Source organism: Nonlabens sp. Hel1_33_55, from assembly GCF_900101765.1.
GTDB lineage: Bacteria > Bacteroidota > Bacteroidia > Flavobacteriales > Flavobacteriaceae > Nonlabens.
The window spans coordinates 2,988,616-3,011,262 of the sequence record NZ_LT627735.1; the positions used below are offsets into that span (position 1 = coordinate 2,988,616).

At 38.6% G+C, this 22,647-nt stretch carries 21 protein-coding genes and 1 tRNA gene; 12 read left to right on the top strand and 10 right to left on the bottom strand.

Annotated features, from left to right (window positions below; translation table 11 throughout):
* Positions 1-13: 13 nt before the first annotated feature.
* Positions 14-3,154, bottom strand: a complete 3,141-nt coding sequence (locus tag BLO34_RS13420) for a SusC/RagA family TonB-linked outer membrane protein (RefSeq protein ID WP_231959509.1) — start codon at positions 3,152-3,154, stop codon at positions 14-16.
* A gap of 702 nt (positions 3,155-3,856) precedes the next feature.
* Here BLO34_RS13420 and BLO34_RS13425 point away from each other — a divergent pair.
* From BLO34_RS13425 to BLO34_RS13440, 4 genes are all read left to right on the top strand, one after another.
* Positions 3,857-4,900 (top strand): Gfo/Idh/MocA family oxidoreductase, encoded by a 1,044-nt coding sequence (locus BLO34_RS13425; protein WP_090756028.1) that lies wholly within the window; start codon positions 3,857-3,859, stop codon positions 4,898-4,900.
* Positions 4,901-4,902: 2 nt separating this feature from the next.
* On the top strand, positions 4,903-6,912 hold the full coding sequence (gene pelA / locus BLO34_RS13430) for a pectate lyase (RefSeq protein ID WP_231959510.1): 2,010 nt from the start codon (positions 4,903-4,905) through the stop codon (positions 6,910-6,912).
* Positions 6,899-7,666, top strand: a complete 768-nt coding sequence (locus BLO34_RS13435) for a rhamnogalacturonan acetylesterase (RefSeq protein ID WP_090756031.1) — start codon at positions 6,899-6,901, stop codon at positions 7,664-7,666. Before pelA ends, BLO34_RS13435 begins: the two co-directional genes overlap by 14 nt.
* Before the next feature lie 73 nt (positions 7,667-7,739).
* Positions 7,740-8,591 carry an alpha/beta hydrolase gene (locus tag BLO34_RS13440; RefSeq protein WP_231959511.1) on the top strand — a complete coding sequence of 284 codons (852 nt, stop codon included), beginning with the start codon at positions 7,740-7,742 and terminating at the stop codon, positions 8,589-8,591.
* Positions 8,592-8,811: 220 nt separating this feature from the next.
* On the opposite strand, the gene BLO34_RS13445 is transcribed toward BLO34_RS13440, so the two are convergent.
* A tRNA-Asp gene (locus BLO34_RS13445) sits at positions 8,812-8,885 on the bottom strand.
* Positions 8,886-9,032: 147 nt separating this feature from the next.
* On the opposite strand from BLO34_RS13445, the gene BLO34_RS13450 reads away from it, so the two are divergent.
* Positions 9,033-9,842 (top strand): HAD family hydrolase, encoded by an 810-nt coding sequence (locus tag BLO34_RS13450; RefSeq protein ID WP_090756034.1) that lies wholly within the window; start codon positions 9,033-9,035, stop codon positions 9,840-9,842.
* A gap of 47 nt (positions 9,843-9,889) precedes the next feature.
* Here BLO34_RS13450 and BLO34_RS13455 read toward each other — a convergent pair whose 3' ends face one another.
* A complete protein-coding gene (locus BLO34_RS13455) occupies positions 9,890-10,426 on the bottom strand; it encodes a dihydrolipoamide dehydrogenase (protein WP_090756036.1) in 537 nt (178 codons plus the stop codon).
* Positions 10,427-10,480: 54 nt separating this feature from the next.
* Here BLO34_RS13455 and BLO34_RS13460 point away from each other — a divergent pair, with 54 nt between their 5' ends.
* Together BLO34_RS13460 and BLO34_RS13465 are read left to right on the top strand one after the other, a co-directional pair.
* Positions 10,481-11,623 carry a tetratricopeptide repeat protein gene (locus BLO34_RS13460; protein ID WP_172823973.1) on the top strand — a complete coding sequence of 381 codons (1,143 nt, stop codon included), beginning with the start codon at positions 10,481-10,483 and terminating at the stop codon, positions 11,621-11,623.
* Positions 11,620-12,126, top strand: a complete 507-nt coding sequence (locus BLO34_RS13465; protein ID WP_090756039.1) for a hypothetical protein — start codon at positions 11,620-11,622, stop codon at positions 12,124-12,126. The genes BLO34_RS13460 and BLO34_RS13465 overlap by 4 nt, the downstream gene beginning before the upstream one ends.
* Here BLO34_RS13465 and BLO34_RS13470 read toward each other — a convergent pair.
* Positions 12,110-13,240 (bottom strand): glycosyltransferase, encoded by a 1,131-nt coding sequence (locus BLO34_RS13470; RefSeq protein WP_090756041.1) that lies wholly within the window; start codon positions 13,238-13,240, stop codon positions 12,110-12,112. The genes BLO34_RS13465 and BLO34_RS13470 overlap by 17 nt on opposite strands.
* A complete protein-coding gene (locus tag BLO34_RS13475) occupies positions 13,237-14,121 on the bottom strand; it encodes a lysylphosphatidylglycerol synthase domain-containing protein (protein ID WP_090756043.1) in 885 nt (294 codons plus the stop codon). Before BLO34_RS13475 ends, BLO34_RS13470 begins: the two co-directional genes overlap by 4 nt.
* A gap of 18 nt (positions 14,122-14,139) precedes the next feature.
* Between BLO34_RS13475 and ruvC the strand changes: the two genes are divergently transcribed.
* The 5 genes from ruvC to BLO34_RS13500 all read left to right on the top strand — a co-directional run bounded on the left by ruvC (position 14,140) and on the right by BLO34_RS13500 (position 17,860).
* Complete coding sequence (ruvC, locus tag BLO34_RS13480) at positions 14,140-14,694, top strand: crossover junction endodeoxyribonuclease RuvC (RefSeq protein WP_090756044.1); 555 nt, start codon at positions 14,140-14,142, stop codon at positions 14,692-14,694.
* A 78-nt stretch (positions 14,695-14,772) separates the two neighbouring features.
* The gene (locus BLO34_RS13485; protein WP_090756046.1) at positions 14,773-15,372 is read left to right on the top strand and encodes a TIGR04282 family arsenosugar biosynthesis glycosyltransferase; all 600 of its coding nucleotides are present in this window, start codon (positions 14,773-14,775) and stop codon (positions 15,370-15,372) included.
* A gap of 4 nt (positions 15,373-15,376) precedes the next feature.
* A complete protein-coding gene (locus tag BLO34_RS13490; RefSeq protein WP_090756047.1) occupies positions 15,377-16,195 on the top strand; it encodes a purine-nucleoside phosphorylase in 819 nt (272 codons plus the stop codon).
* A gap of 54 nt (positions 16,196-16,249) precedes the next feature.
* Positions 16,250-17,077, top strand: a complete 828-nt coding sequence (locus tag BLO34_RS13495) for a DUF547 domain-containing protein (protein WP_231959512.1) — start codon at positions 16,250-16,252, stop codon at positions 17,075-17,077.
* Positions 17,078-17,122: 45 nt separating this feature from the next.
* Positions 17,123-17,860: a TIGR04283 family arsenosugar biosynthesis glycosyltransferase gene (locus BLO34_RS13500; protein ID WP_090756049.1), complete on the top strand. Its 738-nt coding sequence runs from the start codon at positions 17,123-17,125 to the stop codon at positions 17,858-17,860.
* 2 nt (positions 17,861-17,862) lie between these two features.
* Here BLO34_RS13500 and BLO34_RS13505 read toward each other — a convergent pair whose 3' ends face one another.
* From BLO34_RS13505 to BLO34_RS13525, 5 genes are all read right to left on the bottom strand, one after another.
* The gene (locus BLO34_RS13505; protein ID WP_090756050.1) at positions 17,863-18,513 is read right to left on the bottom strand and encodes an HD domain-containing protein; all 651 of its coding nucleotides are present in this window, start codon (positions 18,511-18,513) and stop codon (positions 17,863-17,865) included.
* A 6-nt stretch (positions 18,514-18,519) separates the two neighbouring features.
* Entirely contained in the window at positions 18,520-20,169 is a 1,650-nt protein-coding gene (locus BLO34_RS13510) for a M1 family metallopeptidase (RefSeq protein WP_090756052.1), read from the bottom strand.
* A 116-nt stretch (positions 20,170-20,285) separates the two neighbouring features.
* Positions 20,286-21,308, bottom strand: coding sequence for a glycoside hydrolase family 113 (locus BLO34_RS13515; RefSeq protein ID WP_090756053.1), 1,023 nt, complete (start codon positions 21,306-21,308; stop codon positions 20,286-20,288).
* Positions 21,305-21,583 (bottom strand): hypothetical protein, encoded by a 279-nt coding sequence (locus tag BLO34_RS13520; RefSeq protein WP_090756055.1) that lies wholly within the window; start codon positions 21,581-21,583, stop codon positions 21,305-21,307. Before BLO34_RS13520 ends, BLO34_RS13515 begins: the two co-directional genes overlap by 4 nt.
* Before the next feature lie 205 nt (positions 21,584-21,788).
* On the bottom strand, positions 21,789-22,505 hold the full coding sequence (locus tag BLO34_RS13525; protein ID WP_090756056.1) for a DUF547 domain-containing protein: 717 nt from the start codon (positions 22,503-22,505) through the stop codon (positions 21,789-21,791).
* Positions 22,506-22,647: the final 142 nt, after the last annotated feature.

Consider the following 22,647-nt stretch of genomic DNA (forward strand, 5'->3'; position numbering starts at 1 on the left):
TATAAAATGTTAATTAGAAATTAAGGTTAAGTCCAAATACTATTTGTCTACTTCTAGGATATGGAGAGAAGTCAACACCTGGTGTTAGAGGTGTTCTTCTACGAGTTGAAACCTCTGGATCAAGACCTGAGTATTTAGTAAGAATAAATACATTATTGGCAGTGGCGTAGAACCTTATTTTAGTGAGACCGTAATCTGAAATAAGGGAACCTGGTAACGTGTAACCTAAACTCAATGTATTTAAACGTAGGAAAGATCCATCTTCAACTGCCCAGTCACTAAAAACAAACCTATCTGAAAATGGAGACCATAATGTGGTATTCGCATTAAGCGCTGCTAATTCTTGAGGGTCTTGTACTAATAATCCTGTTTCTGGGTTCAAATTAGTCCAGCGTACTCCATCTGCCTGTACCGTGCTCAAATTACGATATTGGCTATTGAGGTTTGAGGTGCTAAACTCAATCTTATTTGCATTATAAACATCATTACCTATGCTGAAATTGAATGCAGCTGTAAGATCAAATCCATAAGCATTTGCATTAAGAACAAAACCTCCTACGGCATCTGGATTTGCATCTCCTATAAAAGTTTGATCATCGACATCTATAATACCGTCGCCATTAAGATCCTTCAATTTCATATTTCCAGGTCTTGGTGTACCTACTATTCCTTCATTGCTAGGAACTCCATCAATCAATGTGTATGGCTGTGTTGCGTTAGCATCATAATTGAAGTCTTCAATTTCATATCTTCCATTACTTACGTATCCATACATTAATCCTATAGGTTTTCCTACTTCCACTAGGTAATCATTGTTTATTTGAGATGACGCCCAGTTAGTATTTTCTCCAAAATTTTGCAGGTCGCCTCCTAATGAATTAAGTCTATTCGTATTGAATCCAACATTGAAGGAAAGATCAGCACCGTAATTCTCTTCGTTAAACAAAGTGTAGTTTAATGTAAGATCAATACCAGTATTTTGTATTTCTCCCAAGTTTCTGAACTGACTTATATACCCAGTTCCCGGTGTTGGAAAGCGTACGAGAAGATCTGAAGTCACATTTTTGTAAACCTCTGCGGTACCTGAAAAACGACCTTTAAATAGACTAAAATCTAAACCAGCATTTTGAGTTACAGTAGTTTCCCATTTTAGGTCTGGGTTGAAAAGTGTATTTGACGTCGACCAGTAATCACTGATGTTATTTAGGAAGTTGGTGTCATTTGATTCAAAGGTTTGAACCGCTTGATTGGGAGGAATATTGTTGTTACCTACCGCACCGTAACTGACTCTTAATTTTAGTGCTTCAATCCAGTTTACTTCATTAAGAAAATCTTCCTGATCCAGTTTCCAAGCAATAGCAGCTGACGGGAAGTAACCCCATCTATTTCCCCTTGCGAACTTACTGGATCCATCTGCTCTGAATGTTGCAGTAAATAGATAGCGGTTTAATAAGCTATAATTAGCACGTCCAAAGAAGGATAATAACTTGTCATCTGCACTTATAAAATTATCTACCAGATTGGGAGAACCTTGTGTGGTCAAGCTTACGGCGTTATCAAATGTAAAGTCAGTTGGATACCCATTAATTTCTGTAGTCGTACGAGTGTCTTTATTAATAATGATTTCCTGCCCTAATAATATCTGTAGATTCTGGTCATTATTCAAAAACTCTTTGAAGTCATAATTAAGTGTATTTGCGTTTCTAAATGATTCACGTTTACGGTCTGATAAGATCAATGATGGTAAACCTTGATTTTCGGCAGTTGGTATGTTATTAGAGTAATATGTAGACCGTCCATAAAAACGGTAATCCAGATCATTTCTGAAATCGATACCTAGATCAGATTGCAGTTCAAGATTATCAATGACCTCCCATGTTATACCACCCAACAGATTGTAGTTCCTTCTGTTTTGTTGTCTTTGATTATCTGCAACTGAAACTAATGGATTTACTAGATATCCAGCTAATGCCTCGTCAGTATTGGTAGTTGTAATACCTGGAAGAGGAATAGGAGAATATCCTACACTATTTCTTAGACGTGCATCTGCAGATGAAAATTCATTCTGTTCATTAGCGCCACCACCATTTATTTCTGTGTCAGAATATCGTATTGTAAATGCAAGGGATAAGTTTTCACGGGCCTTACTTTTTAATGCAAGCGATAGGTTATCTCTTTTAAAATCGGAACCTATCTGGATAGCTTTTTGATCGAAATGTGCATAATTGAAATTAAAATTAATTTTATCAGATCCACCTCTTATGGCTAGATCCCGACTATTGACTTTTCCTTGCTCTCCATAAACCAGTTTTTGCCAGTTATTCCCTTTCAAACCTATGTACTGATCATAATCTTGCCATTCTCCAAAGAACCGCTCGTATGTTTCTGGAAGATCTCTTAGTAGTGCATACTCACGTTGCCACAAGACGAAATCCTCTGGTTGCAAAACATCGATGGTATTTGCAATTTTACTATACCCAAAGTATGCATTTGAGCTAACACTTATTTTTCCTGTTTGACCTTTCTTGGTGGTGACGAGAACTACCCCATTTGCTCCACGAGAACCGTAGATTGCCGTTGAGGAAGCATCTTTCAGAACTGTTATAGTCTCAATATCAGTTGGTGAAATATCATTCAAACTAGCGATAGGAAAACCATCCACTATGATCAAGGGCGAACTGTCCTGTGTCAAAGACCCGGCGCCACGAACTTTTAGATTTATTTCTGCATCGGGAGATCCTTCAGAAGAGGTTACTTGTACACCTGCTAGACGTCCTGTAAGAGCCTCGGCCACGTTTGAAATAGGTTGTTTTGTCAATGCCTCTCCTCCAATAGATACTACAGATCCGGTTAGATCAGATTTTTTGACTGATCCATAACCTATTATGACAATCTCATCCAGGGCTTCCTGACTAGGTTCCAAACTAACGGTAAGATTGGTTTGATCAACTATCACAATTTCTTTGTTTAGATAGCCTACATAAGAGAACACCAGTGTAGGATTCTCAGTCTGTGCATCAAAAGAGAAGTTACCATCAAAATCAGTCACCGTACCTATAGTTGTGCCTTTAACAAAAACAGTAACATTTAACAAAGGCTCTCCAGTATCAGCTGCGGTAACACTACCACTTATTATATTTTGACTAAATGCCAAAGAATTACCCGATAGTATTAATGTCACAAATAGTATAGCCCCTAAAAGACCTTTTGATGACCGACTTGATTTTGTTTCTTTTGATTTGAAAAACAACGAATGAACTGTATTAAAAACCATAGGCTGATTTAATTAAATGATTACTTAAATGTAATCGATTGCACAAATGTACCGTTTAATTTGAATTATGCAAATTATATCTTAATTTTTTTCAATATGGTAATTATGTGCGACTGTAATTATTGATATCTCAGGTAACGTCTATTACAGCAATAGTATTGACTTTAATGATGTACTCTAAATATGGCGTGAAAAAATTAAAGCTATATTAATTCTTATAACAGACATTATAATGGATAAAATAAGTATTAATTGCAATCGATTACATTTGTAAGTGTATTTTTTCTACCTTAGTATTTAGCTTTCAAATGATTTTCTATCTATAAATGAAAATCATCCTTAGAAGATATTTAATGTAACTGAGTGTTTATCGAATTAAATCTTTCAGAGATACTCCTAGTTTACATTCCAGATATGCATTAGTGATTGATGATGTAGTACTTGAAAGTAAATAAATTGGTCTATCACGCTTTCGCGAAAGCGAACTACCTAAAAGAGTGTAATACACTATCAATTTATCATTTTATAGTAAAATTAAGTGTGAATCTGAATTATGATTAACCATAGAAACTTACCGTTAACATGAAACAAATCAGAACAGCTCTATGTTCCTATGGCATGAGTGGGCATTTATTTCACGCGCCTTTTATTGAGGCAAATCCTGGCTTTGAGCTTTATGCAGTTTGGGAGAGAAACAAAGATGTTGCCGTAAAAAAGTATCCAAAGATTAAAACAGTAAGAAATCTGGAGGATTTGCTGATGGATGATAGTATCGAACTGATTATTGTGAATACTCCCAACATTACCCATTTTGAATTTGCAAAACAAATCATTGAAGCAGGTAAACATCTGGTAATTGAAAAACCATTTGCGGTTACGGGTAATCAATGCCATGAATTAATAGAGTTGGCAGCAAAGTATCACGTCATGCTCTCAGTCTATCACAATAGAAGATGGGATAGTGATTTTAAGACCGTTCAACGGGTTTACAATTCTGGAGTTCTAGGAGAGCTCGTAGATGCAGAATTCCACTATGACAGATATGAGTCCAATTTGAGCTACAAAACCCATAAAGAGAAGCCAACACTTGGGGTTGGTAGTTTATATGATCTGGGATCGCATTTGATTGATCAAGCGTTGGTGTTGTTTGGGATGCCGGCATCAGTTTACGGTTATCTTGATGCCTTTAGGGATAAATCACAAGTAGCCGATTATTTTGACGTCAAGCTATATTATAAGGAGTTTGTTGTCACCTTGAAGTCCAGTTATTTTGTAAAAGAACCACAAGCAGCTTATATCCTAAATGGTAAAAATGGATCCTTCATTAAGTCAAAAGCAGATATTCAAGAAGCGCAACTTCAAAAAGAGATTGCTCCTAACACCATCAATTGGGGTAAGGAGCCAGCCTCAGAACAAGGTTTGTTACATGTTTTGAAAGATGGACCATTCAAGAAAGAAAAAGTGCCAACGGAAGTTGGAAATTATGCTTCCTTTTATAATGGAATCTATGATTCTATTAGAAATAATCAGCCTGTTCCAGTTCTACCAGAAGAAGCACTCAATGTAATTGTGGTCATCGAGGCCGCAATTAAAAGTAACCAAGAGAAAAAAGTCATCAATTTATGAGAATGTATATATCACTAGTATGTTTGATACTAGTACAAGGTATTCAAGCCCAAATATTGGATAAATCATGGAAGGATCTTGTTACTGATAGTGATACGCAGTGGTATGCGTCTATGGAAGCTCGTGAAGTGGCAGAGAATGTCTTGCTTTATCAAAGAGATATAGGTGGCTGGCCTAAAAACATCCAGATGCAAAAACCGCTCACAGCAGATGAAAAAAAGGAGCTAATGGATCTTAAGTTAACCGCTAAAGGTGTTACAACAGATAATGAGGCAACCTTTCAGGAAATGCTCTTTCTATCAAATATTTATAGGGAACAGCCCAACGAGAAATATCGCGCCGCTTTTATTAAAGGTCTTGAATATTTGCTGGAAGCCCAATATCCAAATGGTGGTTGGCCGCAGTTCTACCCTTTAAAGAAAGGTTATGCCACAAACATCACTTACAATGATGATTCCATGGTCAATATCATGAATGTATTGAAGGAGTTAAAAGATGATTCAGGATTTTATTCTATCCAACCTGCAGACGAAACCTTGAAACGAATTGAGAAAGCTTTTGATAATGGAGTTTCCTGCATATTAAAAACTCAGTATAAGCAGGATGGTATATTGACGGGTTGGTGCGCTCAGCACGATGAGGTGACACTAGAGCCAGCTATGGGAAGAGCATACGAATTACCATCGTTGAGCGGTAAGGAGTCTGCTAAGATCGTTCTCTTGCTCATGTCTATTGACAGTCCATCAATTCCCGTAATGGAATCTGTTGCAAGCGCTCATTCATGGTTGAATCGAGTAAAAATTGAAGGATTGCGTGAAGAAAGAACGTATGATGATAATGGCAAGGTTGTAAATAAGGTGATGGTAGAAGATGCAAATGCCAAACCTTTATGGGCACGCTTCATGGAACTGGAAAATAACAGGCCATTCTTCTGTGATCGCGATGGAATCAAGAAATACTCGTTAGACGAAATAGGAGCTGAGCGCAGGAATGGTTATGGATGGTACACTAATGAACCCAAGGAAGTTTTAAAAAAATATGATCGATGGGTGGAAGCGAATAATGTCATTGAAAAACTCAAGGCAAAAAAAGCAAATCCAATAGATCCATTCAATGTGACCGTGGCAAAGGATGGTACTGGAGATTATTCCACGATACAGGATGCCATTGATAATGCAAAATCCTTTCCTTATGAAAAGATTACCATTACTATTAAGAATGGCGTCTACAATGAAAAGGTTAAAATCTATGAATGGAATACTCATATCAACCTTATAGGTGAAAGCAAAGAAAACACGATAATTACCTATAATGACTATTTCGATAAAATCGGTGTAGGCCGTAACAGTACTTTTCATACTCCTACATTAAGCGTAGAAGCAAATGATTTTACCGCCAAAAATCTTACCATAGAAAACTCGGCTGGTGATGTTGGACAAGCTGTAGCGTTATCTATTACTTCAAATAGGGTAGCTATAGTTAACTGCAAGCTGTTAGGAAATCAAGACACCTTATATGCTTCAGGTGAAGGGAAGCAGTATTTTAAAGATTGTTATATAGAAGGAACGACAGATTTCATATTTGGAAGCGCGACCGCATTATTTGAAAACTGTGAGATCCATAGCAAGAAGAATTCCTATATCACAGCGGCATCTACAAATCCATCTGCAGATTATGGTTATGTCTTTAGAAATTCTAAACTCACAGCCGCTGACGATGTGGACGAGGTTTATTTGGGACGGCCTTGGAGAATTTATGCAAAAACAGTTTTTATAAATACTGAAATGGGAAGTCATATTCTTCCAAAAGGCTGGCATAACTGGTCAAAACCAGAAGCTGAAAAGACAGCTTTCTATGCTGAGTATAATAATAGAGGCAAAGGTTTTGCTCCAGACAAAAGAGAGCCGTGGTCAAAACAACTATCAAAATCGGAAGCAAAGAAATATACACTTGAGAACGTCCTTGGGAACAAACAAAAATCTTCGAAAATAGCTTGGTATGAAAATTTATAAAATAGTATTGGCCGCAATCATGCTACTGGGTTTCTATTCTATTGCTCTGGTAAATGATTCGACTTCAAATAAAATTACCATTCATAGTATAGGCGATTCAACCATGGCTAATAAACCCGATCCCGATAAAAACCCAGAACGTGGTTGGGGTCAGATGTTGCCACAATTCTTAACAGGAGATATCCATCTAGAAAATTATGCCGTCAACGGTAGAAGCACTCGCAGTTTTATTACAGAAGGTCGCTGGGAAACTGTTCTTGAGAACTTGAAGGATGGCGATTATGTTTTTATCCAATTCGGCCATAATGATCAAAAGGTGAATGATTCTTCCCGCTATACTAATCCGCATACTGCATACCGTAGAAATTTGATAAAATTTGTTGAGGACTCTAGATCAAGAGGCGCTATACCTGTCTTATTCACATCCATTGTTAGGCGCAATTTCAATGAAGAAGGAACATTGGTAGACACGCATTTTAATTACCCGTTAGAAGTGCGACTTGTAGCGACGGAATATCAAGTTCCCTTTGTTGATCTTCAATATCAAACCGAGTTACTCGTTGAGTCTTATGGAATAGAAGACTCCAAAAAATTGTATCTCCATTTCGCTCCAGGCGAAATTGAATATTATCCAGAAGGTAAAGTAGATGACACACATTTATCTGTCTTAGGCTCCACACAAGTTGCTACGCTTGCCGTTGAGGAACTAAGAGAACAGGTCCCAAGCCTTATTGATTATCTAAAAGCAAACTGAAATGCGTTCAATCCAGACCTTCCTAATTCTCACTATATTGATTGTGTTTAATCATAATTTATTTGCTCAAACTATGGAGATGGATCTTTGGCAAAATGGTATTCCTAATTCAAAAGAGCACGCAGACTACAAAGAAATTCCTATAATGGAAGATGGTCAACTCGTGAAAACTAGTCAGGTTACAAATCCTACGTTGTCCATATATAAACCAGAAGTAGCCAATGGAACTGCCGTTTTGATTCTGCCTGGTGGTGGTTACAAACATCTTTCCATGCATAAGGAAGGAACCAATATTGCTCAGTGGTTAAACTCCCTAGGAATTACGGCTGTAGTTCTCAAGTATCGCTTACCATCAGACGCAATAATGGAAAATAGGACTATTGCGCCACTCCAAGATGCTCAAGAAGCGATGAGAACAATCAGAAGGCAAGCTGCCGATTGGGGAATTGAATCAAAAAAATTAGGTGTTATAGGCTTTTCAGCTGGTGGACATCTGGCTTCCACACTTTCTACGCACTATATGGATGAAGTTTATAAACTAACAGATAACCAAAGTTGTAAGCCAGATTTTGCCATGCTTATTTATCCAGTAATTACCATGAAGGAAGAATTTACTCATCAGGGCTCCAAATCAAATTTGATTGGAGATGATCCTAAAGAGTCATTGGTTAAATCTTATTCTAATGAAGATCAAATTAATAAGGAAACGCCGCCTACTATTCTAATTCATGCATTGGATGACAAATCGGTTCCTTATGAAAATAGCGTCATGTATTTTGATGCTTTACAAGAAAATAATGTTCCCTCTGAAATTCACTTGTATCAAAAAGGCGGTCATGGTTTTGGCTTAGATGAAAATGGACCTAGCAGTAATTGGCCAGAAGCTTGTGAGCAATGGTTGCGAACTAATTCATTTATAGATTAGCAAATTCTGCCATCTACAAAGCCTGATTTCTAGGATCATAATTTTCTAATATAGGCGAAGCTTTTGATCCTTGATTGAAGGTGGTAAGAGAATTACCTTAAAACAAAAAAGCCTCTCCTGTTCGGAAAAGCTTCTCAAAAAGTAATCTATGATTACCTTCAAATCCCCAATTGTTTTAGGGGACACACAACTTGAATTGCATTACTATTTAAAGTAATTGCGGTCTGGACGGGATTCGAACCCGCGACCTTCGCCGTGACAGGGCGACATTCTAACCAGCTGAACTACCAGACCGTGTTCTTATAGAACGATGCTATCACATTTCTGCTTTAGCGGATGCAAATATACCTACCTTTTTAAAACTACCAAGTTCTTATCAATGATTTTTGAAAAAAGTTGATTTACTTGTGTCGCTTGATACCTATCCCGTAATTTTACACAATGATACAACTCATAGCAACAGACATTGACGGCACACTTCTGGACGGCAACAGATTCATATCAGCAAAAACGGCAGAGGTATTTGCAAAGTTGGACCTTCCTAAAATCTTGATTTCCGCACGCATGCCGCAGGCCATGTATTATTTGCAGGATGCTCTGGACATCATTGGCTCACCTATCGTTTGCTATAATGGTGCACTGGTATTGCATGAAGAAAACGTGATCCATACTGATAGCATTGCTTTTGATGTGATTCAGGATCTTGCCGCTATAGGCGTGGAAAATGATATTCATGTGAGTTTGTATCGTGGTAAGGAATGGTTTGTTACAGAAAGAGACCAGTGGACACTGCGGGAAATAAATAATACTCGTGTGGAGCCTACGATTCAAGATTTGGAAACTACCTTAGAATATTTCAAGAATACGCAGGATGACGGTGGCGCGCACAAAATTATGTTTATGGGCGATGCAGATCGTATGAATACCGCTTTCGCGAAAGCGGAAAAAATATACTCCTCACAGGTTCATTTATACCGTTCCAAAGATACCTACACAGAAATCTCACCTAAAAATATATCCAAAAGATCTGCCCTGGAATTGTTGCTCAAACAAAATTACCCAGATATAGATATGTCTGGAGTGGCGGCCTTTGGCGATAATTACAACGATACAGAGATGCTTACGGGCGCTGGTTATGGTGTTGCTGTTGCTAACGGTAGGGATGAAGTGAAGAATGCAGCGAGATACATTGCAGCTCATCACAAAGAAGATGGTGTCGCACTATGGCTGGAAGAATTTGCTTTAATTTAAAAAGCGACCCAATAGGTCGCTTTTTAAATTAAGTTCCGAATTAGAATTTACTTCTGTATTTGGATAATATCACTGGAATTCAAGTTTGCTATATTCATAACAGAGTTGAAATCATTTACATCAAGTCTAGGATCGCTAGCAAACTCTGATGGGAGAATAACAAATCTAAAAGTTTGATTGTTAACGTCTGCAGTAGTGAGGTTGTCAAAATTTGTTGAAGCTGGTCCATCTATAAACAACCTTGCATCTACAATCGTAAAGTCATAGTTGTAACGGAAGTCACCAAAATCACTAAATATTGTCTGCGGTAGCGCTCTCCACACATCTACAACACGACCGTCGTCAGTATCTGCATCTTCAAAAAGTATGAATGCCAAAACTACATCTGTATCAAAAAGTTCGAAATTATCAGGGTAGTTCACGGGAACTGAATAATCAGGCGCAGCAAAATCTACTGTAGTTTCAAAAATCAAAGCAGTCTCTGCATCAAGACCATCAAGGCCATCAAATCCTGCAGGTCCTTGATCGCCTTCACACGATGCAAATCCCACGGCTATAGCTAGAAGTAAAATTATTTTTTTCATAATGTAGTATTTTAGGTATTTGAGAGTTCAATAAGTATGCCTAAATTAAGATCTATGAAAACCTACGTTATTCTATTTATACTTTATTTGGCAAACTTGAATCTGGCCAATGCCCAAGAATTTGAAGCGGATAGCTTGATGGCAATTGGAAATTATCGGGAAGCACTTAATTCATACAACAATGAGGAATTATCTGCCACAGTCGCCTTTAAAAAAGCTCGAGTTTATGTTGCTTTGGGAGATTCTGACAAAGCCATCGAGTCTTATAAAGAAGGATTAGAGTTGGAGCCAGAAGCCATACGACCCAGGTTCGAATTGGGTAGATTGTATTTAGGAGGTAGTGATTTTATTAAAGGCTTGTTGATTTTTGGCGAACTCAATGAAGAGTTTCCTGAAAATCCTACCTATCTCTTTTTTAAAGGACAAGGCTTGGAGAAGTTAAATTCTGAGAAACCAGCGATGGATGCTTATGAAAATGTCCTTAAAATGGATCCTGATTATCGCCGTGCAAGAGTGGAACTAGTTCCCTTATTAATCAAGAAAAGTGAAACGGCTCTTGCTATAAAATATAGCCAGGAAGTACTGGATGAAAACCCTAACGATATCAAATTCAATAGCCTCATTGCACAGGCTTACTATTTTGCAAAGATCTATTCAAAAGCTATCGTTCATCTAGAGCGACTTTTTGAAATAGGAAATGACACAGAGTTCAATCGCAGGACGCTCGCAATAAGTTATGTACAAGATGGCCAATGGGAAAAAGGAATTGAAAACATTGATATCTTCTTAAAGCAATACAATCCCAAGGATGTTGACCTATACTTTTTAAAATCAAAGGCGCACCTTAGGTTACAGCAATATGATGAAGCACAGGACGCTATTGAATATTCCATACTATACAAAAGACCTTCCATAGCTCAAGAATATCTTCAAATGGCGTCGATAATGGCAGCTAGAGAAGATTTTAAAGGTACTTTTGAAACGATGCAATTAGCTGTCAAAGAAAATACGGAAGACGATATCGCCGCTTACCAGTTGGTGGTAGCAGCAGACCGCTATTTTAAGGATAAGAAATCTATTCTAAAATACTATGAACGCTTTATCGATAAATTTGGAACATCAAGCGATTATGCAGAGATTGCTGTAGCCCGAGCCAATGACCTCAAGAAGGAAATCTTCATGAACGTGGAAGAGTGATAAAGACAATCAAACATATCATTAGGTATTCAACTTTATTCTGCATCGCAGCTGGAATAACGGCATGTAAATCAGATTTAGAGAAGGATCAAGAAGCTGCGCAGATTGCGGCGGACCGATTTAATCAAGTGGATACCACCATGGTTGATATGTATCCACAATTTAAGGGCTGCGATGAGCTTTCATCCACATCAGAATGTTTCTATTCAAATCTGCATGAATTAATCAAGTTGAGACTTGCTAAAGACACCTTATCAATGGAGATCAAAGCAAAGGATAGTCTAGTGGCTCAGTTCACGGTTAGCAAACAAGGCAATATATCCTATGACAGCATTTCTCACTGCGCGGTGTATCTGGACAAGAAATATCTCGATTCTGTTTTGCAAAAAAAGCTTAAGGATCTTCCCAAAATCGATAGTGCCTTAAAACAAGGCACACCAGTATCATCTACTTTTTTAGTTCCTATTGTAGTACAACCAGTTGCTCCTAAGGTTGGTCAATAGTTCTACCATGCCACTTAATATCCCGCAAGCTGCGCAAGGCAATAGCTACCACTACCACTGGATATATAAAAAACTGAATAAAAAAGTACTTCGCCCAATCAGATGGCAATAACTGATTGCCTACAACCAAGACTAAAGCATCAGTAAAGAATTTTATAACCACAGCGATAATGCCAAGCTTCATGGATATCAAGTCAAACCATACCAAAACTGGAATACATAGAATCAGTAGGTTCATGAGAAGAACATGAGCACCCATTAATTTGTTCAACAGGCTTTTGGTATGCCTGCCTTTACGGGACCAGCGAGCTCGCTGCTCAATCATTTCTCTCCAGGAAGTTTTTGTTGGAGTGGTGACGATAGCATTTTCATTTTTAAGGTAATGGCATTGAAGAACATCTTCGGCGGCCAGTTTTTCTAAGAGAAATACATCATCTCCACTGGATAAATGTGTGTTCCCAGCATATCCATCAACCAGTTCAAAGCCCTTTTTTGAAAAAGATAGATTCGCTCCATTGCTCATAAAAGGTTGGCGCATGGCAAATGATCCTGCCGTTACAGCTTGTAAAGCCATCATTTCCAATTGCTGGATGGCAGCTATAAAACCAGAGCCAGATAATTGTACCGGTCCAGCTACAAGTAGTGCATCAGCATATTTTTGATAGTGGTCATCGTATGCTAATAGCCAGTTGCTTGGTAAAATACAATCGGCATCTGTGGTGATGATATGATTGAATTTACAACAGGAAATGGCAGCGGTGATGCCATCTTTTTTGGCACTGGCGCTATGCTTTGGACGCTCTAAAAGCTGCACCTGAATCAACGGATTCTCATCCTTAAATTTTTGAATAAGTGATTCACTACCATCACTGGAATCATCATTTATAAACAGCCACTCACATAAATCCTTGGGATAATTTAAATTCTTGATGGATTGGAGCAGAGCAGGCAATGCAGTCATCTCATTACGATAAACAATGACAATAGAGAAACAATGCTGATGGTTTGTTCGCTTTCGCGAAAGCGAATTAGGAACATACTTCAATGCTGGCATCGCTAATCCCAACAGGATCAAACAGTATCCAAAAGTGATAAGCAATACCACAAAACTCATGAAACAACCATTTTTTGCAACCTTGGGAAAGGTATAAGTAGGCTACCCAAAACTACAGGTAATACGGTGTTGTTTAACCAAATGACAGCCACGATCGCAGTCATGGTTTCCATGGGAATATCTAATGATGTAGTAAAAAAACTGGCGACACTCCACTTTATCGCGAGATCAAAAATCTGAATGCTGGGAATGATGCTAACTGCGAGATACATGGTGGTAATCATTGCCAAAACAAGCATTGAACTTGCAATACTAGAGAATGACAGCAGCAACACCCACGAACTAGAAAACAATATATATCGACCTGCAGAAAACAATAATGTTCTGAATACAGGAAAATTTAGTATAAGTCGTTTGAGAAAAAATGGCGCTAAAACAGCAGCTATCAACAAAATCATGCTGCCGCAGATAAGCATCCAAAAAGGTTCACCAGATAGATACCACCATCCTAATAGACCAAATATTGTGGTGATTATCATTTGGCTTGCGTTTCCAAAAGCAACTGCCTTAAGAATATTTTTCCGATGCTGTTTTTCAAAGTAGGAAGCCTTTAAGGCAAACTCGCCAGCACGCAAAGGTGTTAGGAAACTTGCGGCTTGACTGGTAAAGTTTTGGTACAGACTTCTGGAAAAAGATATTCGTTCAATTTCTTTAACTAGCACTTGCCATTTTGTGCTTTCTACCATCCAGCTGGAGAGAGAAAACATAGGCAGCAATAACCAAAAATAGAATGGAAGCGAACTAAAAAAGGATACGGTTTGTTCCCATGAAAAGTCAGCAATGGAAATGTACCAAATGATATAGCCTATTGATAATAAGGCCACGCCTATCTTGCAGGCCTGCCATAGTAATTGCTTAGATTTGTGGGAAGCAGCTATCACGGCTGGAAATTACAACAATTGGCAAAAGAACGTATCATTCTAGGCATTGATCCAGGAACCGCAATTATGGGATTTGGAATTATTAAAGTGACTGGAAAAACCATGTCCTTTATCCAGATGAATGAGCTGGATTTACGCAAGGTTACGGATCCGTACATCAAACTGCGCAAGATTTTTGAACGAACTTTAGAGTTGATCGACACACATCATCCTGATGAAATTGCGCTGGAAGCACCCTTTTTTGGAAAGAATGTTCAATCCATGCTCAAATTGGGACGTGCCCAAGGCGTCGCCATGGCTGCTGGACTTTCCAGAGATATTCCAGTAACAGAATATGCGCCGCGTCGCATCAAACAATCCATTACAGGAAAAGGAACCGCTAGTAAGGAACAGGTTGCTATGATGCTTAAAAGCACACTTAATTTGAAAGAACTACCCAAGAATCTAGACATGACAGATGGCCTTGCAGCAGCAGTGTGTCATTTCTATTCCAGTGGTAGGGTTGAGGTAGGCAAAAGTTATTCAGGCTGGGCTGCGTTTGTCAAGCAAAATGAAAAGCGTGTTAAAAAGTAGTCCAGCGAGCTTTCAATCTTTAGTTTTATAAAAATTGTCAATTAGCTATTAGCGCTACAACGAAATAACCCATATTCCATGACCAACTGCCTTATCATATTTACACGCAACCCAGAACTGGGAAAAGGAAAACGACGACTAGCCGCAACTCTAGGCGACGAAAAAGCGCTGGAGATCTATAAATTCTTACTGGAACATACCCGGGCGATCACAAAGAATATCTATGGCGTTAAACAAGTCTGGTACAGTGAGCGAGTGCATCAAGATGACGATTGGGATAATCTTGCTTATGAGAAATACCAACAAAAAGGTGAAGATCTAGGAGCAAGGATGAGGTTTGCTTTTGAACAGGCACTAGAGAAACATGAAAGCGTGATCATTATAGGATCTGATATGTATGACTTGAGTGCTTTGGAAATTGATGATGCTTTCAAAAAGCTCAATGAAAATGATGCGATTATAGGTCCTGCGACTGATGGTGGTTATTATCTTTTGGGTTTCAAGAATAAAATCCCACAAGGAATTTTTGAGAATAAAGAATGGGGAACCTCTACAGTCCTAGAGGAAACACTTAAAGATTTAAGAGGTCTGGATTACGTCACGCTAGAAGAACGTAACGATGTTGATACAGAAGAGGATATCAAAGATCATCCTGATTTTCAAATACTATTAAATTAAAATTATGCTAAGCAGAAAATTACTGAACAACTCTATAGATTACCTTAAACAACAAGGTTTTGAAAACCCTGAAGTAGGTATTGTATTGGGAACTGGTTTAGGCCAATTGGTGGATCAGATCGAGAACCAAAAAGTAGCTCACTACAACAATATACCATCCTTTCCACTCGCGACTGTTGAGTTTCATACGGGTAAATTGATCTATGGAGATCTAGGTGGTAAAAAAGTGGTGGTCATGCAAGGTCGATTCCACCTGTATGAAGGTTATGATTTTATGGACATCACTTACCCTATACGTGTTATGCATGGTTTGGGAATAAACAATCTTTTGGTGTCAAATGCTGCTGGAGCGGTCAACCTAGAGATGAAAAAAGGGGAACTCATGTTGCTTGACGATCATATTAATTTGCAAGGTGGCAGCCCGCTGGCGTTGAAAAACATTGGTGAATTCGGTGATCGTTTTACAGACATGAGTGCTCCATACGATGCCACTATGAATGCTACTTTGAAGAAGTTGGCTAAGGAAAATGATATAAAACTTCATGAAGGCGTGTATGCTAGTGTTGTTGGACCGCAACTGGAAACCCGCGCAGAATATCGCATGCTCAAAATATTGGGTGCAGACGCTGTAGGTATGAGTACCGTTCCAGAAATCATCGTTGCAAACCATTTGAAACTTCCCGTGATTGCGGTAAGCGTTCTTACGGACGAGTGCGATCCTGATAACTTGCAACCTATAAGCGTTCCAGAGATCATCGAGATTGCTGGAAAAGCAGAGCCAAAACTGGTGCAATTATTCAAGAAACTGATCGAGACGCTGTAGTGTTATTCTGTTGTTAAGCCATGCAGTATTGCCTGTCGATACCGCTACTTTTATGTGAAATTTGAAAGTGGTAATGATTCCGCTTTCGCGAAAGCGAACTACACTATGAAAAAGATTGCATATTTATTAGCCGTATTATTAATCGCAGCATCCTGCGTGAGTTCTGGTGGATTACACTACGACTCGTTGCAAAATGGCGAAAAAATAGAAACTTCCAGAGCCCAGTTGGATCACTCCAATTATGATGCGTTGCTCAAGAAATACGTAAACGAGGCAGGTTTTGTTGATTATAAAGGACTGGCTACAGAGCAGGCAAAACTTAAATCATACCTGACTTATTTGAGTACTAATCCGCCACGAAAGGATTGGGAGACTGGTGAGCAGTTTGCCTATTATATCAATTTATACAATGCTTCAACATTAGATTTGATTATTGACAATGACATGCCAGGAAGCATTCAGGATATCAAAGGGCCTTTTGGTCAGGTTTGGATCAAGAAATTTATTAATGTTAATGGAGATGAATACTCGCTAGCAGATATTGAGAAGAGCGTTCTTCAAAAAATGGGAGATCCTAGAATACACTTTGCTATTAATTGCGCCAGTTATTCATGTCCTAAACTATTGAGAACAGCTTATACCGGTAAAAATGTTGATGAACTTATGGAGCGTGCAGCGACTGAATTTGTGAATTCTGACAAAAATGATTTGAGTGAATCCAGCAATCCCAAATTGAGCAGCATCTTTAAATTCTATACCAGTGATTTTACATCTAATGGTATGACGCTAGTAGAATATGTGAATCAGTATGCAAACAATAAAATTGATGCTGGAGCAAACGTTACTTACAAGGATTATGACTGGTCCCTTAATAAACAGTAGAAAATATTAAAACTATACTGAACTGCTCATCGTATATTTAACCCTATGATGAGCATTATTATTCCTGTGTTAAACGAACAGCACGGGATTTTTAATTTGTTGGAACTACTCAATGATCGTGCTAATGATCCCAATGCGCTGGAATTCATCGTTGTGGATGGTGGTAGTATCGATAATACCATCAAAGAAGTCAACAGATTCTCAAAGAAATTCCCAGAACTTGATGTCAAGGCAGTAGAGTCTGAAAAAGGTCGTGGTGTGCAATTGCACAACGGTGCACTAGCTGCATCGCATGATCTGTTCTATTTCCTTCATGCAGATTCTCATCCACCTAAGGGTTTTGATTCTCATATTTATAAAGCAGTGGCTTCTGGTGAACCTGCTGGATGTTTCCGCATGCGATTTAGGAGCTGGCACTGGTGGTTGATTATCATAGGTTGGTTCTCCAGATTTAGCTGGAAGGCTAGTCGTGGCGGTGATCAAAGCCAATACATCACCCGAGAGTTATATCATCTAATAGGTGGTTATGATACCACAGTTCCTATTTATGAGGATTATTTGTTGATCAACAAATTATATGAAATCGATACCTATCATGTGATCCAGAAATGGCTCACTACAAGCGCGAGGCGCTATGAAGAAGTAGGTGTTTATAAACTACAGTGGTTCTACATCACCATCTATTGGAAAAAGCGTCACGGTGCCAGTATCGACGAGATCTATGAGTACTATCTCAAATGGTGTGGTGTGCCACAGGAGTCTGTGGAGCGCGTCACCAAATAAGATTATTTTTCACCAGTCCACTCTGCATAGAACTGTACTAGAAATCGTTCCATAAACTCGTGTCTCTCTTGAGCGAGTTGCTTGCCAGTTTCTGTATTCATTCGATCTTTGAGAAGCAAAAGCTTTTCGTAAAAGTGATTTATAGTAGGTGAATTACTTTTCTTATAAGTATCCACGTCCATATTCAAATCAGGTTGGATCGCTGGATCGTAAATAGGCCTATTCTTAAAACCGCCATAATTGAAAGTACGAGCAATACCTATGGCGCCTAGTGCGTCCAATCTATCCGCATCCTGAACAATGTCAAGTTCCAGACTTTTGAACTTCTGATTCACATTACCACCTTTGAAGGATATGTTTTCAATGATTTTGACCACATGATTGATGATGTCAGAATCTACATTTTCGCTAGCCAAAAATTCTCTTGCCACTCTGGGACCAACGGTTTCATCACCATCGTGGAATTTGGAATCAGCTATATCGTGGAGTAGTGCGCCTAGTTCTACGACCAATAGATCAGCACCTTCTTCTTTACTGGCGATGAGTTTTGAGTTCTTCCATACACGCTCGATATGAAACCAATCGTGGCCGCCTTCAGCATTTTTGAGCTGTTGTTTTACAAATGTGATGGTAGTTGAGATGATGGGTTGCATAAAATTTTATTTTTTAACAGCTTCCATCTTCACGTAATAATCAATATCAACAGCTATATCGGCGTCTTTGCCATAAAGGTCTAAGGCTTGAAAATTTGTGGTGGGATTAATGCGTTGGTTTTCACCGTCTACTTCAATCTCCACAGGCATGTCAAAACCGTCTACTACATTGTTCCATCGATACGCGATACCGGTATCTGTTGCTTTGACCTCTAATATGGGAATACGAACATCCCGCAAATACTGATCAAAGATCTTGCTTAAATCCATCCCGCTCTCTTGCGATAAGAAGTTTTCAATCTGATCAGTGGTTACAGTTTGATGATAAAACTCTTTGTTGAGTCCGCGTAGAATCTGACGCCATTTCTCGTCGTCGTTCACTAGTTGGCGTATGGTGTGCAACATATTAGCGCCTTTATAATACATATCGCCGCTGCCTTCGCTATTCACGTTGTATGTGCCAATGATTGGAGCTCTATTTGCAATACTATTGCGTGTGCCTATCACGTATTCTGCGCTTGCTTCTTTGCCATAGTAATAGTCCAAAAACAAGTTTTCAGAATATGCGGTGAAGCTCTCGTGAATCCACATGTCTGCAATATCCTTGTTGGTGATGTTATTAGCAAACCATTCGTGTCCTGCTTCGTGAATGATGATAAAGTCAAATTTCATTCCCCAACCGGTACCCGATAAATCACGACCTAAATAACCGTTTTCAAAGTTGTTCCCATAGGTTACTGAGCTCTGGTGCTCCATTCCCAAATAAGGAACTTCAACCAATTTAAAACTGTCTTCATAAAATGGATAAGGTCCAAACCAATGCTCAAACGCTTCCATCATTCTGGGCGCATCCTTGAATTGTTTTTTGGCTTTTTCTAGATTGTAGGAGAGCACATAATAATCCATATCGAGATCGCCTTTCTCACCTTTATAAACTTCAGAGAAATTGACGTAGTCGCCTATGTTGATGTTAACGCCGTAATTATTGATCGGGTTCTCCACTTGCCAAACGTATGTTGTTGTTCCATCAAGCAATGGTACGATTCCTTTCAATCTACCATTTGATACATTCATCAATTTATTAGGAACGTTTACCGCGATGCGCATACTATCCACTTCCTGATACATGTGATCCTTATTGGGCCACCAGACACTGGCGCCTAATCCTTGGTTGGATGTTGCTATAAAATGATTACCGTTCTTATCCTTTTTCCAAGAAAAACCACCATCCCAAGGAGCATTGCGAGCTTCTCTAGGCGTTCCTTCATAAAAGATCTCAACGCTATTGATAGAGTCTTTAATTTGCTCATCCACTAGTTGGACAAAATGCGCGTTGCCGTCATGCTCTACATCTAGTTCTTTGCCATTTTGAACGGCTTTCAAAATTGTCATTGGCTCTTGAAGATCCACTTGCAATGTCTGATAAGGTTCCAAAACTTGATAGTGAATAATATTAGATCCAGAGATAAATTTTTCATCTGGTTCCACTTTTACTTCTAAATCGTAATACGTAATATCCCACCAAGCTCGTTCTGGTGTAATAGAGCCGCGTAAGGTATCTTGGTGTGTAAAATTGTTTTTATTGGAAAGCACCTGAGCATTCAAGCCACTTGCAGCAAAAAATATACAGATGATTAATATGTAAAATGTTTTCATTTTCAGATTTATCTTTTTCAAAAGCTACTATGGATTTGATGAACAATATATTAGAATTTGATATTTAAAGAAGTGCTCGAATACGATCAAACAAACATCTTCAATAGATCCTAACCTTAAAGCGATTTATAAGCATCACTTACGGTTTGCTGTGCCAGTTTTTCCTGCGGCGTGAATCGCTTGACAAAACCACGTCTACCTGTTTCGGAATGGTGTTTCCAGAGAAAACCACCGGCAAACCAGTCCTGTTTCCAGACCAAATCATATTGCGCCTGCAGCAAATGCATCTGGGCTTCTTCATTGCTTTCTCGAGTCTCATCGGCAGTTAGCCATGGCTCTTTACCTGCATAATCTGCACTTACATATCCATATTCTGCAAAAAGGATTTTTTTATTATGCTTTCGCGAAAGCGTGCTCAGTTCATCCATCCATTTTTTCCATCCAGCCATCGCGGTCTCCACATCAGGTGTTTTTTGATCACTTATGGGAAAATAGGCATCAACACCTATATAATCCAGTTGATCCCAAAAGGGTTCGTTCTTGTAGCTGTCCCAATTGCCGGCATAGGTGAGTTTTCCTTTATAGATGGAGCGAATCTTTGTGATCAGATTACTCCAGTATTCTGGGCGAGCGGCGACGAAAGATTCCAACTCTGTACCTATGCAAAATATTTCAGTATTGGTTTCTTGGGCGACTTTGGCAAAGTCTAAAATGAAAGGTTCGTAAGTGTCTTCAAGGATTTTCCATTCCGTATCACTACGTAGCTGAATGGTGCCCGTGTAATTACCACGACCTATCCAGATCTGTGGCTTGAGCATCACCTTGAGTCCATTTCTGTGAAAGGTCTCGATGCTTTGAATGGTGCCATCAATACGTTCCCCATACCACTGACGGTCGCTGTTGTGATTGATCGCTGGATTTTCCAGATCGCGCATGAATCCGTAGGGATGAACGGCTACAAAATTTGCATTGTAATTCTTGATGGGCTGGACCACCTCGTCAGTCATCTCGCCGCGCATGGCAACAAAGGACACTCCTTTAATAAGGTCAGGTACTTCAGCAACTTCCTGCTTTTCTGGTTGAGCATTGCAGGATGTAAGTAGAATTCCCAATAGGCATAGTGAGATTAGATTTTTCATGATGCTTGATTGGAAGTTGTATTGCTTTTGATCCACTCGCTTATTTGGTTAGTGTTTAGTTTGCCTTCTGCATCCTGAATGGTGAAGTCGTATTTCAGGTTTCTAGCTCCTTTGATCTTATAACTTTTATTGAAAAGTAAGGATCTCATCAACACCCAACCATTACATTTATTTCCATCAATCATAGGTTTATTAATGAGCATGCTTTCTAAAATAGTGGCACTTTTTTCTACAATCCAAGAGTTTAATTTTAGCAGGTTATCAATTAGAATCATTGCGCCAGTCTCTTGAATAGATTTTCGTTCTCCTTCATGATGCGATCAGCATTTTTGAAAAGATCGATATGTTTTTTACTATCTAAACCTCCATTCAAGACTTTCAAAGCTTGTTTGAGAACTTTGTCATCCTCAACACTATCAATTCTTCTTTTAATTCTTGCGTGTTCATCAGACTTCTTTTAATAAAATTACTCAAAACAAACTACTTACCATTCAAAGCCCAGTCATAATTCATGTAATCAACGGTAAAACCGTTAGGTATCATGTCTTCACGATAGGTATTTATATATTCTATTAAGGTTTTGTTCTTTGTAAAGTCTGATTTGTACCAGTCAAAAATCTTTGAGGCGTACACTTTTTTCTCATGCATATCAAGCTTAACCAAGTTTGGATTATTCACTGCCGCTTTGGTAATTTTTTTAAGCATAAACTCCACATTTTCTGCCGTGTAGGGTTTCATGGAAAGCGGTGGACAACTAACGGCACCGCAAACTAGAGCAAAGTGTAGTCTCTCATCTGGGAATCTTTTAAATAGAATTTCCTTTTCCAATTGATTCAATGACACTTTTTGGTTACCTAATTGGTAGGCTTTTTCATCAAAGAAATTAGGGACATCCATCACGGACTTTGTAGGATAATTATCGACCACACCTTTGATGATAAAAATGTTGTAAGCATTGATCAACAAAGCTTTACACTCATTATTAGTCAATTTATCAATATCGATTTTCTCTAAAGATTGAAGAGCTGTGTCAAGATTCTTCGGGCTTTTTTTGATTGCTGCATAGTCAACACTACCATTTGTGACCTGATTATTTAGCAATTCTTTGGTTGAGGTTGAGAATGTAGATAATTGCGCTTTCGCGAAAGCGAAACTCCCCAAAAACAACATCACTAATACTCTATATTTTAAACTCATAATTTGATTGTTTCACATTGTTGTGCCTTAGTAAATTACAACAATCAAGCCAATTATAAGATCTGGTACACTCATCAAAGACATCGTATTTTACTGGGTTTTTAGAATAGTTAAAGGACTTGCAGTGACCTTGATTTATTGT

Bases quoted from the DNA above. Each gene is read 5' to 3' on its own strand.
- BLO34_RS13505 (WP_090756050.1), bottom strand. From the start codon at position 18,513: ATGCAACCCATCATCTCAACTACCATCACATTTGTAAAACAACAGCTC.
- BLO34_RS13435 (WP_090756031.1), top strand. From the start codon at position 6,899: ATGAAAATTTATAAAATAGTATTGGCCGCAATCATGCTACTGGGTTTC.
- BLO34_RS13500 (WP_090756049.1), top strand. From the start codon at position 17,123: ATGATGAGCATTATTATTCCTGTGTTAAACGAACAGCACGGGATTTTT.
- BLO34_RS13520 (WP_090756055.1), bottom strand. From the start codon at position 21,583: ATGATTCTAATTGATAACCTGCTAAAATTAAACTCTTGGATTGTAGAA.
- BLO34_RS13470 (WP_090756041.1), bottom strand. From the start codon at position 13,240: ATGAGTTTTGTGGTATTGCTTATCACTTTTGGATACTGTTTGATCCTG.
- pelA (WP_231959510.1), top strand. From the start codon at position 4,903: ATGTATATATCACTAGTATGTTTGATACTAGTACAAGGTATTCAAGCC.
- BLO34_RS13510 (WP_090756052.1), bottom strand. From the start codon at position 20,169: ATGAAAACATTTTACATATTAATCATCTGTATATTTTTTGCTGCAAGT.
- BLO34_RS13515 (WP_090756053.1), bottom strand. From the start codon at position 21,308: ATGAAAAATCTAATCTCACTATGCCTATTGGGAATTCTACTTACATCC.
- BLO34_RS13455 (WP_090756036.1), bottom strand. From the start codon at position 10,426: ATGAAAAAAATAATTTTACTTCTAGCTATAGCCGTGGGATTTGCATCG.
- BLO34_RS13490 (WP_090756047.1), top strand. From the start codon at position 15,377: ATGCTAAGCAGAAAATTACTGAACAACTCTATAGATTACCTTAAACAA.
- BLO34_RS13425 (WP_090756028.1), top strand. From the start codon at position 3,857: ATGAAACAAATCAGAACAGCTCTATGTTCCTATGGCATGAGTGGGCAT.
- BLO34_RS13460 (WP_172823973.1), top strand. From the start codon at position 10,481: ATGAAAACCTACGTTATTCTATTTATACTTTATTTGGCAAACTTGAAT.
- BLO34_RS13485 (WP_090756046.1), top strand. From the start codon at position 14,773: ATGACCAACTGCCTTATCATATTTACACGCAACCCAGAACTGGGAAAA.
- BLO34_RS13440 (WP_231959511.1), top strand. From the start codon at position 7,740: ATGGAGATGGATCTTTGGCAAAATGGTATTCCTAATTCAAAAGAGCAC.
- BLO34_RS13525 (WP_090756056.1), bottom strand. From the start codon at position 22,505: ATGAGTTTAAAATATAGAGTATTAGTGATGTTGTTTTTGGGGAGTTTC.
- BLO34_RS13450 (WP_090756034.1), top strand. From the start codon at position 9,033: ATGATACAACTCATAGCAACAGACATTGACGGCACACTTCTGGACGGC.